The sequence below is a fragment of the Anaerolineae bacterium genome, assembly GCA_014360855.1.
Taxonomy (GTDB): Bacteria; Chloroflexota; Anaerolineae; order JACIWP01; family JACIWP01; genus JACIWP01.
In genome coordinates this window covers 1-17,550 of record JACIWP010000026.1, presented here as the reverse complement: position 1 = coordinate 17,550, position 17,550 = coordinate 1, and the positions used below count along the sequence as shown (strand labels likewise).

Here is a 17,550-nt window from a genome sequence, read left to right as displayed (position 1 = left end):
GGCCGGACGACGCCGGCGGGGCAGGCCTGCGCGCATAAGGCGGAGGCCTGCCCCTTGCACAGCGATTCATCCAGGGTGACGCGGTGGGGTTTGGGCATGGGTGCTCCCGGGCCGGCTCAGCTTTCCGTCCAGGTTTCGGGGTCGTAGGCCGGCAGTTCACAGCGGAGCGGCCGGTCCTGCCGGTAGCCCAGCGCGTACTCGGCCTGAAGGAGCTGATGGATCTCGCGGCTCCCTTCGTAAATGACGGCGCCCTTGGCGTTGCGGAAGAAGCGCTCCACGTCGTACTCGTCGGAGTAGCCGTAGGCGCCGTGGATCTGCACCGCGTCCGAGGCGGAGTCGAAGGCGGCATCGCAGGCGTACCATTTGGCCAGGCTGGTCTCGCGGGTATTGCGGATGCCCTGGTTTTTGAGCCAGCCGGCGCGCAGGTAGAGGAGCCGGGCGATCTCGTAGCGCTGGGCCATGTAGGCGATCATCTGCTGGATGAGCTGATGCCGGCCGATGGGCACGCCGAAGGTCTGGCGCTCGTTGGCATAGCGCACGGAGGCGTCGAGGCAGGCGCGTATGAGGCCGGTGGCGCCGGCGGCCACGGTGTAGCGGCCCTGGTCCAGGGCGCTCATGGCGATCTTGAAGCCCTCGCCTTCCTGGCCCAGCAGGTTTTCGGCCGGCACCGGCACATCGTTCATGGAGATGGAGCCGGTGTTGCCGGCGCGCACGCCCAGCTTGCCGTGGATGGTGTCGGTGGTCAGGCCGGGCCAGCCGCGCTCGACGATGAAGGCGGAGATGCCGGAATGATCGCGCCGGCGCTTCTTTTCCATGTCGGTCCAGGCGAAGATCAGGAAGTGGTCGGCCACGTCCGCCAGGGAGATCCAGGTCTTCTCCCCGTTGAGGACGTAATGATCGCCCTCGCGGCGGGCGGTGGTCTGTAGGTTGACCACGTCACTGCCGGCGTTGGGCTCGGTCAGGCCGAAGGCGCCGATGACGTCCCCCTGGGCGGCCGGCACTAGGTACTTCCGTTTCTGCTCCTCGGTGCCCCACTGGAGGAGGGTACAGGCATATAGGCCGACGTGCACGCTCATGATGACGCGGGCGGAGGTGTCCACATATTCCAGCTCCTCGCAGGCCAGGCCGAGGGAGATGTAATCCATGCCGGCGCCGCCGTAGCGCTCGGGGATGCAGATGCCCAGCAGTCCCTGCTCGGCCATCTTGGGGAAGATGCCCGGGTCAAAGGAGTGGGTGCGGTCCAGCTCTTTGATATATGGGGCGATCTCGCGTGCGGCGAATTCGCGCACGGTCTTCTCGAGCATGCGGTGCTCATCGCTCAACTGAAACTCCATTGTTTCCTCCGATTCGATAGGTTATTTGTGCAGGCGCTTGCGGAATTCCTCCGTCAGCGCCGGCAGAACTTGGAACAGGTCCCCGACGATGCCGTAGTTGGCGATCTTGAAGATGGGGGCCTCGGGGTCCTTGTTGATGGCCACGATGACGCGGGATGTCTGCATGCCGGCCAGGTGCTGAATGGCGCCGGAGATGCCGCAGGCGATGTAAAGGTCCGGGCGCACGGTGCGGCCGGTCTGCCCCACCTGATGGGCGTAGGGGATCCAGCCGGCGTCCACCGCGGCGCGCGAGGCCCCGACGGCTCCCCCGAGCACCTCGGCCAGCCGGCGGATGGGTTCAAACCCCTCCGGGCCGCCCACGCCGCGCCCGCCGGAGACGATGATGCGGGCATCCGCCAGGTTCACTTGGCCCTCCTCGCGGATGAAGTCCACCACCTTGGTGGCGATGGCCTCCTCGTCGAGATGGGGATTGACGCGGATGATCTCGCCTTTGCGGGTATGGTCGGGCGCCGGCATCTCAAAGACGCGGTGGCGGACGGTGGCCATCTGCGGGCGGTGGTTGGGGCAGATGATGGTGGCCATGATGTTGCCGCCGAAGGCCGGGCGGGTTTGGCGGAGGAGGCCGGTCTCCGGGTCAATATCCAGGCCGGTACAGTCGGCGGTCAGGCCGGTGAAGATCTCGGTGGCGACGGCGCCGGCCAGGTCCCGGCCGCGCGTGGAGGCGCCCAGGATGAATATCTCCGGCTTGTACTGCCGGATGAGGTCTACCAGCACCGCGGCGTACGGCTCCGTGCGGTAGTGCTCCAGCACCGGGTCGTCCACCAGGATGACGCGGTCCGCGCCGTAGGCGATGGCCTGGTGGGCGATGTGTTCGACGTGATATCCGAGCACACAGGCGGTCAGGGTCGTTTTGCGCTGGTCGGCCAGCTCGCGCCCCTTGCCGATCATCTCCCAGGAGATACTGCCGGCCTCGCCCCGCAGTTGTTCGACCCAGACCCAGACCCCTTTGTACTGCTCCAGGCCGGCGGCCGGCGCCTCCACCTCCGGCAGGCTGAGCGCGCTCACCGGGCAGACGTCAATGCAGGCGCCGCAGGCGGTGCACTTGTCGTCGACCACCGCCTTGCGTTCCTCGTCCATATACAGGGCACCGAATGGGCAGGCCGCCACGCAGGCCTCGCACCCGATGCATTCCTCACGATTGATCTGCAGTAGGGCCACGGTTATCCTCCTTCGTAGTCAAACGAGTGAATGCCGCCGGCTCAGATGATTTTCTCTGCCAGGAGCTTTTCGACCAGTTTGGCGGCCTGCTCCTGCACGGTCTCGCCCTGGATGATCTCGGTCTGGCCACTACGGGGCGGCGGCGTGAAGACGCGCACCACCCGGGTGGGGGAGCCGTCCAGCCCGAAGTAGGCGGGGTTGGCCCCCTCCAGGTCCTTGGCGGTCCAGATCGGATATTCCATGCGGGAGGCGCGGCGGATGCCCTTGAAGGTGGGATAGCGCGGCTGGTTGATGTCCTTGACCACGGTGAGGAGCGCCGGCAGACGGCTTTCGACCACTTCGCGCCCCTCTTCCAGCAGGCGTTCGACGCGGATTTCGCCCTTGTCGAAGTCAATGTGCTGGATCTTGCAGACGTAGGTGAGCTGGTTGATCTTCAGTTGGCGGGCGATGCCTGGCCCGACCTGGCCGGTATCGCCATCGATGGCCTGCCGGCCGCAGAAGATGATGTCGAAGGGGCCGAGCCGGCGGATAGCCTGCGAGAGGGTGTACGCGGTGGCCCAGGTGTCGGAGCCGGCGAAGGCGCGGTCCGAGAGCAGGATGGCCTCGTCGCACCCCATGGCCACCGCCTCCTTGAGCACCTCGATGGCCTGGGGCGGCCCCATGCTGATGGCGGTCACCTTACCGCCGAACTGTTCCTTCAGCCGCAGGGCTTCTTCAATGGCATAGGTGTCGAAGGGGTTGAGGATGCTGGGGACGCCCTCGCGAATCAGTGTGCCGCGGACGGGGTCAATCTTGACCTCCGTGGTGTCGGGAACCTGTTTGATGCATACGATGGCGTGCAATGCTTACCTCCTTCTTTTTTCGTGGTGGGAGCGAACGGCCGGCTGTCGCGGCAATTGTACCAGCAGATAGAAGGGGCCGGCAAGTGAAGGTGAAAGGCGGAGTGCTGGAGCATGATGGAACGACCGGACACATCCCGGATATCGGGGCGCGACGTCGTACGGACTGGACAGGGAGCCAGGGCTGGGGAAATGCGCGGTCGGGCCGGCAAGTTGATTGACCCGATGCCGGTGCTGACGCTCCGCGATGAGCCGGGCTTCCATGCGTGAACCATGTCCCTCCATTGGGATGTGCCGGCACTGCGGTTGAAAAGACCCACAGGCGGCTATTTCCATTATACCACAGGTTCGGGCGGGTTTCAACATGGAAGGGCCTCTTGACCCGCTCGTTCAACTATGCTATAATTTCGTCAGAATTGTTCACCTTCAGCGTACACCCGCCCCGGAGAGAAGCGATGGACGAACGAGTGGAAGTTACCCTCCACATCAACGGCGAGGAGTACCAGCTCGAGATCGGCAAACGCTGGACCCTCCTGTACGTACTGCGCGATGTGCTCAACCTGACCGGCACCAAATACGGATGCGGCACGGGGGACTGCGGCGCCTGTAAGGTCCTGATTGATGGGGAGCCGGTCAACTCCTGCACCTATCTGGCCACGCGTGCCCAAGGCAAAGAGGTCATCACGATTGAAGGGCTGTCCAAGGACGGCCGGCTGACCCCGGTCCAGCAGGCCTTCGTCGAGACGGGCGCCATCCAGTGCGGCTTCTGCACCCCCGGCATGGTCATCACCGCCACCGCGCTCCTGCGCCGCAATCCCAACCCTACACGCGAGGAGATCATCGCGGCGCTGGACAACAACTTGTGCCGCTGTACCGGCTATGTCAAGATCATCGAGGCCATTGAGCTGGCCGCCCGGCGCATGCGAGGGGAGGCGTAACCATGGCAGAGCGACAATACGAAGAGGTGAAGGAATTCGAGAAGCAGTTGGAGGCGCGCGGCCTGAAGTATGTCGGCCGGCCCAGACCCAACCGCGAGGCCGTCCTCAAGGTCACCGGCAAAGCCGTGTATGTGGATGACCTGCGCCTTCCCAATATGCTGCACGCCAAATTGCTTCTCTCCCCTCACGCCCATGCCCGCATCGTCAGCATTGACACCTCCGAAGCGGAGAAGATCCGCGGCGTGCGCGCCATCGTCCATTACTTCAACAGCCCTCACAACGTCTATAACAGCGCTATGCGCTTCTACGGGGACAACAGCCCGTTCGATATGCCGGAGACGGAATATATCTTCGACGAATACGTGCGTTTTGTGGGGGACCGCGTGGCGGCGGTGGCCGCGGATGATCCCTTCATCGCTGAGGAGGCGGTGAAGCGCATCAAGGTGGAGTATGAGCTGTTGCCGGCGGTGTTCGATGTGGATCAGGCCCTGGCGGAGGGCGCTCCCCTCGCCAATCCCCACGGCGTGGACGGCACCAATATTTGCGGCGGCTGGCTGGCCTACGGCAGTCACCCCGAGGAAGAGGTGCTCAAGGCCATTGACGAGGCCGATTACGTGTTCGAGGACACCTTTGAGCTTTCCAAGGTGCATCACGGGTACCTGGAACCAGTATGTCACGTGGCCTACTACAGTCCCGACGGCAAGCTCACCATCTGGACCTCGGGGCAGAACGTGTTCTGCTTCCGCAGTGTCATTGCCCAGGCGTTGGGGCTTCCGCACAGCAAGGTGCGCGTCATCAAGATGATCGTGGGGGGTGCTTTCGGCGGCAAGCTGGAGGTCCTGCATGAACCGGTGGTCGGCCTGCTGTCCATGCGCACCGGCCGGCCGGTCAAGCTCCGCCTGACGCGCAAAGAGGTCTTCCTGTCCACCCGCAGCCGGCACAGCGGCAAGGTCACCGTGCGCACCGGCGTGGACAAGGACGGGCGCATCCGCGGCCAGTACATCCGCTCGCTGATGAACACCGGCGCCTACGCCGGCTCTGGCCCCAACACCGTCGGCGCCCAGTCCGGCAAGACCTTCCTGCTCTATGATGCGCCCTACATGTTCTACCGCGGTGCGGCGGTGTACACCAATATCCCGCCGGCCGGCGCCATGCGCGGCTATGGGACGCCGCAGATCATGCTTTCGCGCGAAACCCATATTGACCGCATCTGCCGGGAGATGGGATGGGACCCGGTCGAATTCCGGCTTAAGAACGTCCTGCGTCCCTTCCAGAACAACTGCCTGGGGCAGAACGTGCACAATGCCCGTATCGCCGACTGCATCCGCGCCGGCATGGAGGCCTTCCGCTGGTACGAGCGCCGGCGGGCGGCCGAGGCCACCCACGGCCAGCGGGTGCGGCGCGGTGTGGGCATGGGGCTGGCGGTGCACGGCGCCGGCTGGTACCCCGTCTATCAGGACCTGACCACCGTCACCATCCGCCTGCACGACGACGGCACCGCCGTCCTGCTCACCGGCACCCATGACCTGGGCACCGGCGCCCGCACCATCCTGGCCCAGATCGCCGCGGAGATCCTGACCATTGACCCGGACCTGATCGAGGTCATCGAGGCCGACACGGACGTCACCCCGCTGGACCTGGGCGCGCAGGCCTCCCGCACCACCTACATCGGCGGCAACGCCACCATCCTGGCCGCCCGCCAGCTCCGCGAACAACTGCTGGACGAGGCCTCGCGCATGTTGAAGGTCTCGATAGACCGGCTGGAGCTGGATGACGGGTTTGTGGTGGTGCGCGACAACCCGAGCCAGTGCGTCTCCATCGCCGATATCGTCGCCTCGGCACAGCGCGGCTCCACCGGCATGCCCCAACGGGAACTGATCGCCACCGCCACGTTCGAATCTCGCACCGCTATCGAGTCCTACGCCGCCGACTTCTGTGAGGTGGAGGTGGACACCGAGACCTATCAGGTGCGGGTGCTGGACTTCCTGGCAGTGCATAACTCCGGCCGCGTCATTAATCCTCTGCTCTTCGAAGGGCAGGTGCACGGCGGCATTCACATGGGCCTGGGGTATGCGCTTTCGGAGGAGATGATCATTGACCCACAAACGGGCGAGGTCAAGAACCCCCACTTCAAGAAGTACCGCATGTTCAAGGCGGCCGATATGCCTCCCAGCATCCGGGTCATCACAGTGGAGGACCCGGAGGAGGCCGGCCCATTCGGCGGCAAGAGCATCGGGGAGTGCGCCTCGGATGGGGTGGCCGGCGCTGTCGTCAATGCCGTCAGCCATGCCCTGGGCGTGGAACTGCGGCGCGTGCCCCTGACCCCACAGTACCTCCGCTCCGTCGTCGAGGCCTCCAGGCGTTCGTAAGGCGATCAAAAAGGGGGTGGGCACCAGCCCACCCCCTTTTCAGCCCTAGACCCGGTCAGCGGTGAGCGCCTCGGTGGGACAAACGGTCACGCACAGGCCGCAGGAGCGGCAGGCATCCGTATCCAGCCGCATCACCTTGCCCTCTTCCAGGTGTCGGGCCTCGTAGGCGCAGACGGTGACACAGCGCCCGCATTCGGTGCATTTGTCGGCGTCGAAGAAGAAGGTGAGGGGGCGCTTGTCCTCGCCGGGGGCGATGGCCGGCAGTGCCCTGCCGCGGATCTCCGCCGGCGAGCGGTAGCCGTGCGCATCGAGCCACTTTGACAGCTTGTTGGTGGTCTTTTCGAACCAGCTCACCCCCTGCAGCATGGGGGCCGTCTGCGCGCCGATAGCTGTGGCGCCCACCATGAACATCTCGACCGCATCCTCTGCGGTGGTGACCCCGCCGGTGGCCACCACCGGCACGTCGGGATGCCGCCGGCAGATATCCGCCACGATGCGCACAATGACCGGCTTGATGGCGGTGCCGGACATCCAGGCGTAGCCGTAATCCCCGCTCAGCGCCGGCCGGGCGGTCTCTATATCAATATGCAGGACGGGCCCCAGGGAATCCGCGGCGGTGATGCCGTCGGCGCCGGCGGCCAGACAGCCGTCCACCACCTCCATCAAATCGGGCCAGTTGGGGCTGATCTTGGCCAGCACCGGGAAATCGGTCAGGCGCTTGGCTGCCTTCACCATCGGCACCATATCCACCGCCCGGTACGAGACCACTTCCAGCATGCGGATGGGGTCGCCCACCCGCGCCAACTGCGGCGCGATCAACTCTACTTCCTCCACCGTGTGGCCCAGGCTGGCGATGACCACGCCATCCGCGCCGCGCAGGGCCGGGAATTCCTGCTCCACCCACTGCTGGACGCTCAGGTCCGCCCATTTTTCGGTGTTGAGCATGGTGCCCTTGCCCAGGCTCACGATATGCGGGATGGGGTTCTCCGCCGGCAGTTTGCAGAGCGTCTTCGTCACTGCCGCGGCCGCGCCGGCGGCAAAACAGCGGCGGATGCCCTTCGCCCCATAGGTCAGCGGGCCGGAAGAGGCGATGAAAGGATTGCGCAGTTCCACTCCGCACAGCGATACGCGTACATCGGCCATGGTTTTCCCTCTCTACGGTGATTTTTTCCTCCCCTGTGGCTTTTTGGCGGCCTCCAGGAGGTATTGACGCGCGGTTTCGGCCAGCATGGCGGCGGCGATGGGCAGAAAGCGCTCGTCCAGGTCATAGGTGGCGGTATGGGCCTGGCGCGGCGGGTCGACCTCCGGCCGGCCGGCACCTACCAGAAAATACACTCCCGGCACCATGCTGGAATACAGGCTGAAATCCTCGGAAACGGGGGATGGCTTTTCCTCCTCGACGCGCAGGCCCAGCTCCCGCGCCACTCGCCGCACCAGCCGGCACATGCCGGGGTCATTGACCGTGGCGGGATGCCCGCGCGAGATGCGCAGTTCATAATTGCCGTCCTGCAGGGTCGCCAGCCGGCAGGCGTGCTCCAGGCCCTCCAGGATTTTCTGGCGCACCGCGCCGTCGAAGGTGCGGATAGTGCCGGTCAGCTCCACCCGGTCGGCGATGATGTTGGCCTTGCGCCCGCCGGCGATGGTGCCCACGGTGACCACCCCCACCTCCATGGGGTCAATGCGCCGCGCGATGATGCTCTGGATAGCGTTGACCACCTGCGCGGCCAGCACGATCGCGTCCACACCGCGGTGCGGATACGCCCCATGGCTGGCCCGGCCGTGGATGATCACCTCGAACATGTCGGTGGCAGCCAAGATAGGGCCGGGGGAGACCAGTACCGTGCCGGGGGGTCGGTCCACCACGTTATGCAGGCCGACTACCGCATCCACCCCATCCATGGCGCCGTCCTCCACCATGCGGTCGGCGCCGCTTTTGCCCTCTTCGTCAGCGGTTTCCTCCGCCGGCTGAAAGATGAGCCGCACCGTGCCGGCCGGCAGTTCCATCTCCTTCAGCAGTTTGGCGGCCCCCAGCAGGGCCGCGGTGTGGGCATCATGCCCGCAGGCGTGCATCACGCCCGGCACTTCCGAGGCGAAGGGCAGGCCGGTGCGCTCGTTGATGGGCAGGGCGTCCATATCGGCGCGCAGGGCGATGACCGGCCGGCCGGCGCCGATATCCGCCACTACCCCGGTGTGTCCCACCCCCACGCGATGGGGGATCCCCTCGGCAGTCAGCACCTGGCTCACCAGCCGCGAGGTGAAATATTCCTCGAATCCCAGCTCGGGATGGCGGTGGATGGCGCGGCGGATCTCGATGAGCTGAGGGGCGATCGCCTCCGCTCGCTGAAGAACCTGCCGCTCAGGACGATGGGTCATTGCTGTCCATCCTTCAATTCAAATCTTCATGCGGGGGTCCAGGGCGTCGCGCAGGCCATCCCCCAGCATGTTGATAGACAAGACCGATATCATAATGGCCAGTCCCGGGAAGAGGGTGATCCACGGCGCCGTGCGCAGGTACTGCCGGCCCTCATTCAGCATGGCGCCCCATTCGGCGGTGGGCGGCTGTACCCCCAGCCCGAGAAAGCTCAACGAAGATGCGGACAGGATCGCCGAGGCCACGTCCAGGGTGGCCAGCACGATCACCGGACCGATGATGTTGGGGAGCAGATGCCGGCGCAAGATGATATGGTCCGGGCATCCCACCACCCGGGCGGCCTCCACGTACACGTTTTCCTTCGCGCTGAGCACCGAGCCGCGCACCAGGCGCGCGTAGCCGGTGATGCCGGCGATGCCCACCGCCACCATCACGTTCAGCAGGCCCGGCCCCAGCATACCCACGATGCTCAACGCCAGCAGGATGCGCGGGAAGGCCAGCAGGACATCCACCAGGCGCATGATGATGGAATCCACGGCGCCGCCATAAAAGCCGGCGATCAGCCCGAGCACGATGCCAATGCTGGCGGCGATGCCCACCGCAATCAATCCGACCACCAGGGTAATGCGGCCGCCGTATAAAATACGGCTGAAGATATCACGGCCGTATAAATCCGTGCCCAAGATATGGGTTTTGCTGGGCGCCTCAAGCTGATGCAAGATGTCCACGGCATCCGGGTCGTAAGGGGCGATGGCCGGCGCTAGGACAGCCAGCAAAGACATCATTACCAGGATGGCCAGGCCGCTCATCGCCACCCGGTTGCGCACCAGGATGCGCAGGGCAATGCGCCACGGGCTTTCCGCCCGCATGCGGCGCGTGCGTTCATCCTCCATGGAACACCCCGAAGATTTGGCCACCGCCGTCACACCACACCCCTTCAGCTATAGCGAATACGCGGGTCAATGACCGCGTACGAGATGTCCACCAGCAGGTTCACCAGCATATACGTGGTAGCGGTGACGAACACCGCTCCCTGCACCACCGGCAGGTCCTTCCAGACGATGGCGTCCACGATCGTGCGCCCCAGCCCGCGGCGGGAGAATACCGTCTCGATGATCACCGTCCCGCCCAGTAGATAGCCGAACTGCAGGCCCAGCATGGTGACCACCGGGATCAGGGCGTTGCGCAGGGCGTGCCGCAGGATGACCACCCGCCGGCTGAGGCCCTTGGCGCGCGCCGTGGTGATGTATTCCTGCCGCAGGACCTCCAGCATGCTGGAGCGCACCAGGCGCGCCAGCGAGCCGGAGACCGCAAACCCTAGGACAATAGATGGCACAATCAGGTGTTGGATGCCCCCCTGTCCGGTGATAGGGAGGATGAGCACGCCGTAATAGGTGTTGATGGCGCTGATGAGGTACATGATGAGCAGGGCCAGCCAGAAGTTGGGCATGGAGACGCCGGCGATAGCCGTCAGCATGCACAGCCGGTCCACCCAGGTGTTGCACTTCAGGGCGGCCAGGATGCCCATGCTGAAGCCGATAGCCAGCGCGACTACCAGCGCCCCGATGGCCAGCTCGATAGTGGCCGGCAGATTCTCGGCGATAATCTGCATCACCGGTTGGCGCAGGAAGATGGAATTGCCGAAATCGCCGCGCACCGCGTTGCTCAAAAACCGCACGTACTGTACCGGCAGAGGATCATTCAGGCCTAACTGCTCGCGCAGTTTCTCAATGGCCTCTGCCTTGCCGCCGGATTGGGCCAGGATGGTCGCCGCTGGGTCGCCGGGGAGCATGTACATCAGGAAGAAGACCAGGGTGACGACGCCCCACAGCACAGGGATCATGATCAGCAGACGCCGCTGGATGTATCGAAGCATATTCGCCCGCCTCAGCTCGCATGGGGGAGAGGGGGCCGGCATGCCGGCCCCCTCTTCAAGACCCGCTTACTGCTCGATGTACACGTCGTACAGCCAGGGGAACCAGCCCTGCAGGCTGTAGCGCAGGCCCTTCACCTTGGCGCTGGCGCCGTTCAGGTTCACGTAGTCGCGGATGGGGATGATGAGCGCCTGCTCCATGATGCGCACCTGGGCCTTGGCGTACAGCTCGGCACGCTTGTTCCAATCGGTGGTGCGGGCGCCCTCATCCAGCCACTGGTCCAGCTCCGGATCGGGGAAGCGCGACCAGGAGAAGCCCTTCTCGATGTTGCGGGAGTGGAAGTAGCTGGAAAGGATGTCCGGGTCGCTGCTGCTGATGGCCATGGGGATGAGATGGTGCTCGTTCTTGCTGGCCGCCTCCAGCGCCGCTGGATAGGTCAGCACCTGCGTCTCCAGCTTGACGCCCAGTTGGCGGTAGAGGCCCTGCATGGCCGTGCCGATCTCCGGCAGGTAGCCCCAGGTCATCAGGATGGTGTTGAGGGCCAGGTCCTGGCCGCCCTTGTCCAGGATGCCGTCGCCGTTGGTGTCTTTCCAGCCGGCGTCCGCCAGCAGCTGCTTCGCCTTCTCCAGGTCAAAGGGGTACATGCCCTCCACCTGGGAGGTGTAGCCCGGCGTCTTGCGCCCCAGCGGACCGTGTGCAATGGGCGAGAGGGCGCGGAAGATGCCGTTGATGATGGCCTCGCGGTCCAGGCCGTAGAGCAGGGCCTGGCGCACCCGCAGGTCATCCGTGGGCGGCTTGGAGGTGTTGATGAAGAACTGGAGCGACTGGCCGGGGATTTCCACTGGATAGATGACGAAGCGCGGGTCGGCCATCAGGCGGTTGGCGTCCACCGGCGGGATCTCGCCCATGATCTGGACCTCGCCGGATTCGAGCGCCGGCGCACGGGTGGCGGCGTCCGGATAGAAGCGGAAGGTGATCTTGTCCAGGTAGGCCGGCCCCTGATGCATCATGAACTCCGGCGCCCAGTTGTAGTCGGGGTTCTTGACCAGGACGATGTGATCCTTGGCCACGTATTCCGCCATCATAAACGGCCCGGTGCCCACCTGATGCTCGCGATATTTCTCATCGCCCCATTCCTGCAGAGCCTTTGGGGAGGCGATGGCCAGGTACACCTGGCTGACCGAATCGAGGAAGGGCGCGTACGGCTCCTTGAAGTAGACCTTGACCGTGTAGTCGTCCACCACCTCGGTGTGGTCATACGGCCCCATCATGTATTTGGCCTTGTTGGACTTGAAGTTCGGGTTGGTGATGCGGTCGAAGTTGAACTTGACCGCCTGCGCGTTGAAGGGGGTGCCGTCATGGAACTTGACGTCGTCGCGCAGGTAGAAGGTGTAGACCTTGCCGTCCTCGGAGATCTCCCACTTCTTGGCCAGGCCGGGGTGGAAATTGCCCTCCTGATCGCGCCAGACCAGCGGGTCATAGACGCTGGTGAGGAAGATGCCCAGCTCGGAGGAAGCGCCCGAATGGGGATCAATGTCGGAGACGATGAGGGTCAGGCCGTAGGTCAGCTCGCCCCCTTTGGGGGCCGGCGTAGGGGTGACGACCTTCTCCACCACCACCGTCTTGACCACCTCTTTCTCGACAGGGACTTCCTTCTCCACCACGACGGTCTCCTTGACCGTCACCACCTGCGGTGTGGCCGGCTGGGCACAGCCGGCGATCAGGCCGGCCACCAGCGCCACCAGCACCACTCCCACCATCAGACGATAGCGCAACATGCCATCTCCCTCCTTTTGTGTCTTGCGGATTACGTCCCAAGAGGATGTGGGCCCGATGTGCATCCTTCCTCCCACTGCATGTGCTCGTCCTCTTCTCCACCTCCTTTCGCTGTGCAGAGATACGGCCGGCATGTTGGGTTCCCCGCGCATTTTATTGGGGTTTGCCCGGTACGTCAATCTGCTCCCAAATGAGCTGGGTGATGTCCACCACCCGCATGGGACTGCGCAGTTTGTTGCGCGTCTGCTGGAACTGCATCAGGCAGGCAGGACAGGAGGTCACCAAGGTATCCGCGCCGGTCTCCTCCGCCTCGCGCAGGCGTTCTTCGCCGGCGCGTGTCGAGATGTTGGGATAATCGAAGCGGATCAGGCCGCCGGCCCCACAGCAGTAGGCCAAATTGCGGTTGCGGCGCATCTCGCGCACCGAAACCCCGGGGATGTGCCGCAGAATCTGCCGCGGCGCCTCATATACTCCCAGCCAGCGCCCCAGCGTGCAGGAATCATGATAGGTGACGACAATCTTCGGGGAGACGGGCCGGAAGCGGATCTCCCCTTCCTCCGCCAGCCGGGCGATTTCTTCCAGGATGTGGAGCGGTTCGAAGGGGAGCCGGCGCTCCAGCAGGCGCGGCGCGTCGTGCTTGAAGGTCTTCAGACAGCCCGGACAGTTGAAGACCACGCGCTCCACCCCCAGCCGCTGATACAGCTCGATGGTGTGCTCCAGGCTCTGGCGCGCCTTATCGAGCAGGCCGGCGGCGATGTACGGATGGCCACAGCACCACTCATCGCTCAATACGGTGTAATCCACCCCCAGCAGTTCCAGCGTCTCGGCGGTATCAATGGCCATGTTCTGGCGCACGTAGGAAGAGGTACAGCCGACGAAGAAAGCGGTGCGGGCCGGTCGGTCCACCCGCTCCTCGTGCGACAGCCAGGCCAACCGTTCCGCATGCGGGGCCTGATAGACGTTGTGCACTACATCTAACCCCATCTCGCCTTCCAGGGCGCGCCGGTAATTCTCCGGGATGAGGCCTAGCTCCGCCAGGTCCTGCTTCATGGCGGTGAAGATGGCGGTGGTATCCAGGTACTTGAAGCAGTTCTCGGCGCAGGCGCGGCATTCGGTGCAACTGTACACGCGGCGCGCCAGCTCCTCATCATAATCGATCAGGCCGTCCACCAGGGCGCGGGCGATGTTGAACTTGCCGCGCGAGGCATAGGATTCGAACAGGCCGCCCCAATAGGCGGGACATTTGGCCGCCAGCCCCAGGGTGGAGAAATCGAGACACTGGCCACAGCGGTTGCACTGGTAGATGATCGCTTTGAGCGCGTCAATGTGCCGTTGGGAGGAGCGAACGGCCTCCCCAGCCGGCGCAGTCGTTTCCTGTCTCACCATGCCACCTCCGGCGTCACCTGCGGGGTATCTTCCGGCTCCATCAGGAGCACCCCGGGGTTGAGGATGTAGTTCGGGTCCAGCGTGCGCTTCAGCGCCTTCATAAGCTCGAAGCCGGCGCCCAGCTTGGGCATGACCACCGGCGCCAGCGCCTGCAGGATGCCGCCCGGGGACATATAGCGCCGCATCAGCTCATCGGTATAGCGCTCGCGCAGGGCCAGGCCGTAGCGCCAGGAGCGCTCGTCCAGCTCCGGGTACAAGGTGTCGATCCAGATGAAGGCGCCGTTGCGGGAGAAATAGACGTCATAGCACTTGATGCGGATGTCGTAGTGCTGGAACTCCTCGGCGTGCTCGACGGCATCCTGCCGCAGGTAGGCGATGGCGTCCTTGACGGCCTGGGTGGGGATGAAGCCGGCCACCTCCGGGCAGGTGTACGGTCGGTTGCCGTAGTAATAATCGGGCGGCATGTTGCGCAGCCAGGAGTACATGTGCTCGGTCCAATAGCGGCGCGTGGCGTTGCTGTCCAGAGGGTGTCCGCCGTGCGCCTCGCAGACCGCCTCGGCGATGCGCCGGCGCTCGCCGGCCCGCAGGCGCGAGTCCCGCACTACGATGTGCAGGAAGGCGTCGTACTGTTCGTAGCCGGCCGGCTTCGGGCCGCCGAACAGCCCCACCAGATGGGTGGCGGCCTCCTGCTGTTGGATGGACTGCGCGGCGTCCACCGCCCGGTCTACGCTGTCAAAGCCGTAAAAGGCGAACTCCTCCGCTTCCGGGATGCGCCGGATGCGGAAATAGACTTTGGTGATAATGCCGAACACGCCGCAGGAGCCGATGAAGAGGCCGGTAAGGTCGGGGCCGTTGGCGTAGCGCTCGAAATGGGGGTGGCCGGCCGGCTCGTTGGCACCACTGCCGGTGTGCAGGATTTCGCCGTTGGGGAGCACCACCTCCAGGCCGGCGACATGCTCGCCGGTCATGCCGTATTCCGCCAGGCCGTGCGGCACGGCGTTATAGGCCACCGAGCCGCCGATGGAGCAGGAGAACATGCCGCCCGGCCCCGGCACCCCCAGCTCCCAGCCCAGCTTGTTCAGCTCCACATCCACGGCATGCCAGACGGCGCCCGGCTGTACCACCACCAGCTTCCGCTCCAGGTCAATCTTCTCGATGGCGCGCATCAGGTCCATGGCCATCAGGATGCATCCTTCGCGGATGCCGTTACCGATGAAGGTGGTGGAGCGGCCCCAGACGAAGATGGGCGTCTTGTGGCGGTTGGCGGCCCGCACGATGCCGGCGACCTCTTCTGTCGATACCGGCCGCACCACGTAGCCCGGCACGCCGCCCGGGCTGGGGCCGCAGTCGCGTGTGTAGCAGATGCGGTCCACCAGCTTGTCGCTGACGCGCTCCGGACCGCATACCGCTGTCAGGTCTTCCTTCAAACTTGGCATACCCTTACTCCTCCGCATGCTTATGGCCCGGGAAAAGGGGGCTTTGCAGGCTTCGCCGGCGCAGATCCTGCCCCCGTTCCTCGGCCATAGCAATGATATCGTCCTCGTTCATGGTCTGCAATTGGCGCTCGCGCATTACCACGCGGCCGTCAATGATGACCGTCTCCACATCGGAGCCTTTGGCGCAGTAGACCAGCGTGTTGATGATATCATGCACCGGCACCAGATGCGGCCGGCGCAGGTTCACGATGACCACATCGGCCAGCCGGCCGACCTCGAGCACGCCGGCGGGGATGCCGCAGGCCTGGGCGCCGTATTCCGTCGCCATGCGGAAGACCTGGCGCGCCGAGAGCACCGCCGGGTTTTCCGCCGCTCCTTTCTGGATCAGCGCCGCACAGCGCATTTCCTCGAACATATCCAGCAGGTCGTTGGAAGCGGCGCCGTCGTTGGCCAGCGCCACCGGGATGCCCAGCTCCAGCATGCGGGGCACCGGCGCGATGCCGCTCCCGAGCTTCAGGTTGCTTTTCGGGTTGTGGACGACGACGACCCCGCGCCGGCGCAGAAGCTCCAGGTCCTCCTCGTCCATATGCACGCAGTGCACGGCAGTGAGCCGCTCGTCCACCAGGCCGAAGCGCTCCAGATAGCGCAGGGGGGTGGTGCCGGCGGTTTGCGCAATCTGCTCCACCTCGTAGCGGGTCTCCGCCACATGGATTTGGACGCGCAGGCCCAGCCGGTCGCGCTGTCCCGCCGTCCAGCGCAAGAGCGCTGGGCTGGCCAGGAACGGGGTGGAGGGCGCCAGCATGGTATGGATGCGGGGGCTGTCGGCCGGCACGCCGTGCCAGCGCTCCACGTATCCCAGCGCCTCCTGGCGCATGAGCGCCGGCTCCCTCCGCAGGCATTCCGGTATCCACTGGTCCACCAGGGTGACCGCCCCGACGCCCCGGAAACCGATATCCAGCCAGGCCTGGAAGACGGCGTCCATGGTCATGTCCATGTTGATACAGCAGGTGGTGCCGTTCTGGATCATCTCCAGCGCGCCGGCCAGTGACCAGGCATAGCCCAGGCGCTCATCGTGAGCCTGCCAATGGTCAGTATGGATGACGTCAGCGGCGGGATAGAGCACCCGCGCGCACCAGTCCACCAGTGAGACGCCGTCGTTCAGGCCTTTCAAGAAGTTCTGATAGAGGTGAGTATGGGCATTGATGAGGCCTGGCATGACGGCCCGACCACAGCCGGGTATAATATCCCACTCCGGTTGGGGTGTGAAGCGGCCGATGCCGGCGATGCGATTGCCCTCGATAAGCAGGTCCTGGTCCTGCAGGACGCGGTTCGCATCACAGACGATGAAGGAGGCGTTCTGGATGAGAATGGTCATGGTCCGTAAGACTTCCTTGTCCGATATGCCCCGCCGCGGGTCAGGACGCTTTTTCCCACAGGGCGCGTGCCGCCTGGCGCGTGCGGGCGCGCAGGCCGGCTTCGTCCGCGCCGGGTATCTCTCCATCGCGCATGAGGAAGCGGCCGGCTACCATCACGTTGCGCACATGCTGGGGGTTGCGCCAGAGGATCAGTTGGTCGTAAAGATTATGCGGCTCCGCCGGCGTGGGCAGGTCCAGCTCGATGGTGATCAGGTCCGCCGCGCAGCCCTCGGCCAGCCGGCCGGTGTGCTTCAGGCCCAATGCCTGCGCCCCGTGCGTGGTGGCCATCTTCCACACCAGCGGTGCCGGCATGGTCGTGGGGTCCAGCAGGCGCGCCTTATGCATCAGGAAGGCGCCGCGCATCACCTCGAAGAAGTTGTTGATGTAGCCGTCGGTGCCCAGGGAGACCGGCACGCCGGCGGCCAGCATCTCCGGCACTGGGCTGAATCCCCCGCCCACCTCGCAGTTGCTCAGCGGCATATGGGAGACCGAGACGCCGCGCTCGGCCAGCAGGGCGATCTCATGCGCGTCGATCTGCACGCATTGGGAGGCCAGCACGCGCGGCCCCAGCAGTCCCCAATGCTCGTACTGCTC

General features: G+C 65.0%; 15 protein-coding genes. 3 read left to right on the top strand and 12 right to left on the bottom strand.

Annotated features, from left to right (window positions below; genetic code table 11):
* Nucleotides 1-116: 116 nt before the first annotated feature.
* Genes H5T60_02655 through H5T60_02645 form a run of 3 tightly spaced genes read right to left on the bottom strand, consistent with a single transcriptional unit; the run spans nt 117 to nt 3,394 of the window.
* A complete protein-coding gene (locus H5T60_02655) occupies nt 117-1,334 on the bottom strand; it encodes an acyl-CoA dehydrogenase family protein (protein ID MBC7241331.1) in 1,218 nt (405 codons plus the stop codon).
* A 21-nt stretch (nt 1,335-1,355) separates the two neighbouring features.
* Entirely contained in the window at nt 1,356-2,543 is a 1,188-nt protein-coding gene (locus tag H5T60_02650) for an electron transfer flavoprotein subunit alpha (GenBank protein ID MBC7241330.1), read from the bottom strand.
* 50 nt (nt 2,544-2,593) lie between these two features.
* Nucleotides 2,594-3,394, bottom strand: coding sequence for an electron transfer flavoprotein subunit beta/FixA family protein (locus tag H5T60_02645; protein ID MBC7241329.1), 801 nt, complete (start codon nt 3,392-3,394; stop codon nt 2,594-2,596).
* Between the two features lie 111 nt (nt 3,395-3,505).
* On the opposite strand from H5T60_02645, the gene H5T60_02640 reads away from it, so the two are divergent.
* From H5T60_02640 to H5T60_02630, 3 genes are all read left to right on the top strand, one after another.
* Entirely contained in the window at nt 3,506-3,661 is a 156-nt protein-coding gene (locus H5T60_02640; GenBank protein MBC7241328.1) for a hypothetical protein, read from the top strand.
* Between the two features lie 185 nt (nt 3,662-3,846).
* The gene (locus H5T60_02635; protein MBC7241327.1) at nt 3,847-4,329 is read left to right on the top strand and encodes a (2Fe-2S)-binding protein; all 483 of its coding nucleotides are present in this window, start codon (nt 3,847-3,849) and stop codon (nt 4,327-4,329) included.
* A 2-nt stretch (nt 4,330-4,331) separates the two neighbouring features.
* A complete protein-coding gene (locus H5T60_02630; protein ID MBC7241326.1) occupies nt 4,332-6,698 on the top strand; it encodes a molybdopterin-dependent oxidoreductase in 2,367 nt (788 codons plus the stop codon).
* Between the two features lie 45 nt (nt 6,699-6,743).
* On the opposite strand, the gene H5T60_02625 is transcribed toward H5T60_02630, so the two are convergent.
* The 9 genes from H5T60_02625 to H5T60_02585 all read right to left on the bottom strand — a co-directional run.
* Complete coding sequence (locus H5T60_02625; protein ID MBC7241325.1) at nt 6,744-7,841, bottom strand: 4Fe-4S binding protein; 1,098 nt, start codon at nt 7,839-7,841, stop codon at nt 6,744-6,746.
* Nucleotides 7,842-7,853: 12 nt separating this feature from the next.
* A complete protein-coding gene (locus H5T60_02620) occupies nt 7,854-9,071 on the bottom strand; it encodes an amidohydrolase (GenBank protein ID MBC7241324.1) in 1,218 nt (405 codons plus the stop codon).
* A gap of 18 nt (nt 9,072-9,089) precedes the next feature.
* A complete protein-coding gene (locus H5T60_02615; GenBank protein MBC7241323.1) occupies nt 9,090-9,962 on the bottom strand; it encodes an ABC transporter permease in 873 nt (290 codons plus the stop codon).
* Nucleotides 9,963-10,006: 44 nt separating this feature from the next.
* The gene (locus H5T60_02610; GenBank protein MBC7241322.1) at nt 10,007-10,945 is read right to left on the bottom strand and encodes an ABC transporter permease; all 939 of its coding nucleotides are present in this window, start codon (nt 10,943-10,945) and stop codon (nt 10,007-10,009) included.
* Nucleotides 10,946-11,011: 66 nt separating this feature from the next.
* Nucleotides 11,012-12,721, bottom strand: a complete 1,710-nt coding sequence (locus tag H5T60_02605; GenBank protein MBC7241321.1) for an ABC transporter substrate-binding protein — start codon at nt 12,719-12,721, stop codon at nt 11,012-11,014.
* 151 nt (nt 12,722-12,872) lie between these two features.
* Nucleotides 12,873-14,105 carry a (Fe-S)-binding protein gene (locus H5T60_02600; GenBank protein MBC7241320.1) on the bottom strand — a complete coding sequence of 411 codons (1,233 nt, stop codon included), beginning with the start codon at nt 14,103-14,105 and terminating at the stop codon, nt 12,873-12,875.
* A complete protein-coding gene (locus tag H5T60_02595) occupies nt 14,099-15,541 on the bottom strand; it encodes an FAD-binding oxidoreductase (GenBank protein MBC7241319.1) in 1,443 nt (480 codons plus the stop codon). The genes H5T60_02600 and H5T60_02595 overlap by 7 nt, the downstream gene beginning before the upstream one ends.
* Nucleotides 15,542-15,545: 4 nt before the next feature.
* Nucleotides 15,546-16,916, bottom strand: coding sequence for an amidohydrolase (locus H5T60_02590; protein ID MBC7241318.1), 1,371 nt, complete (start codon nt 16,914-16,916; stop codon nt 15,546-15,548).
* A gap of 40 nt (nt 16,917-16,956) precedes the next feature.
* On the bottom strand, nt 16,957-17,550 hold a 594-nt coding region (locus H5T60_02585), incomplete at its 5' end, for an amidohydrolase family protein (protein MBC7241317.1).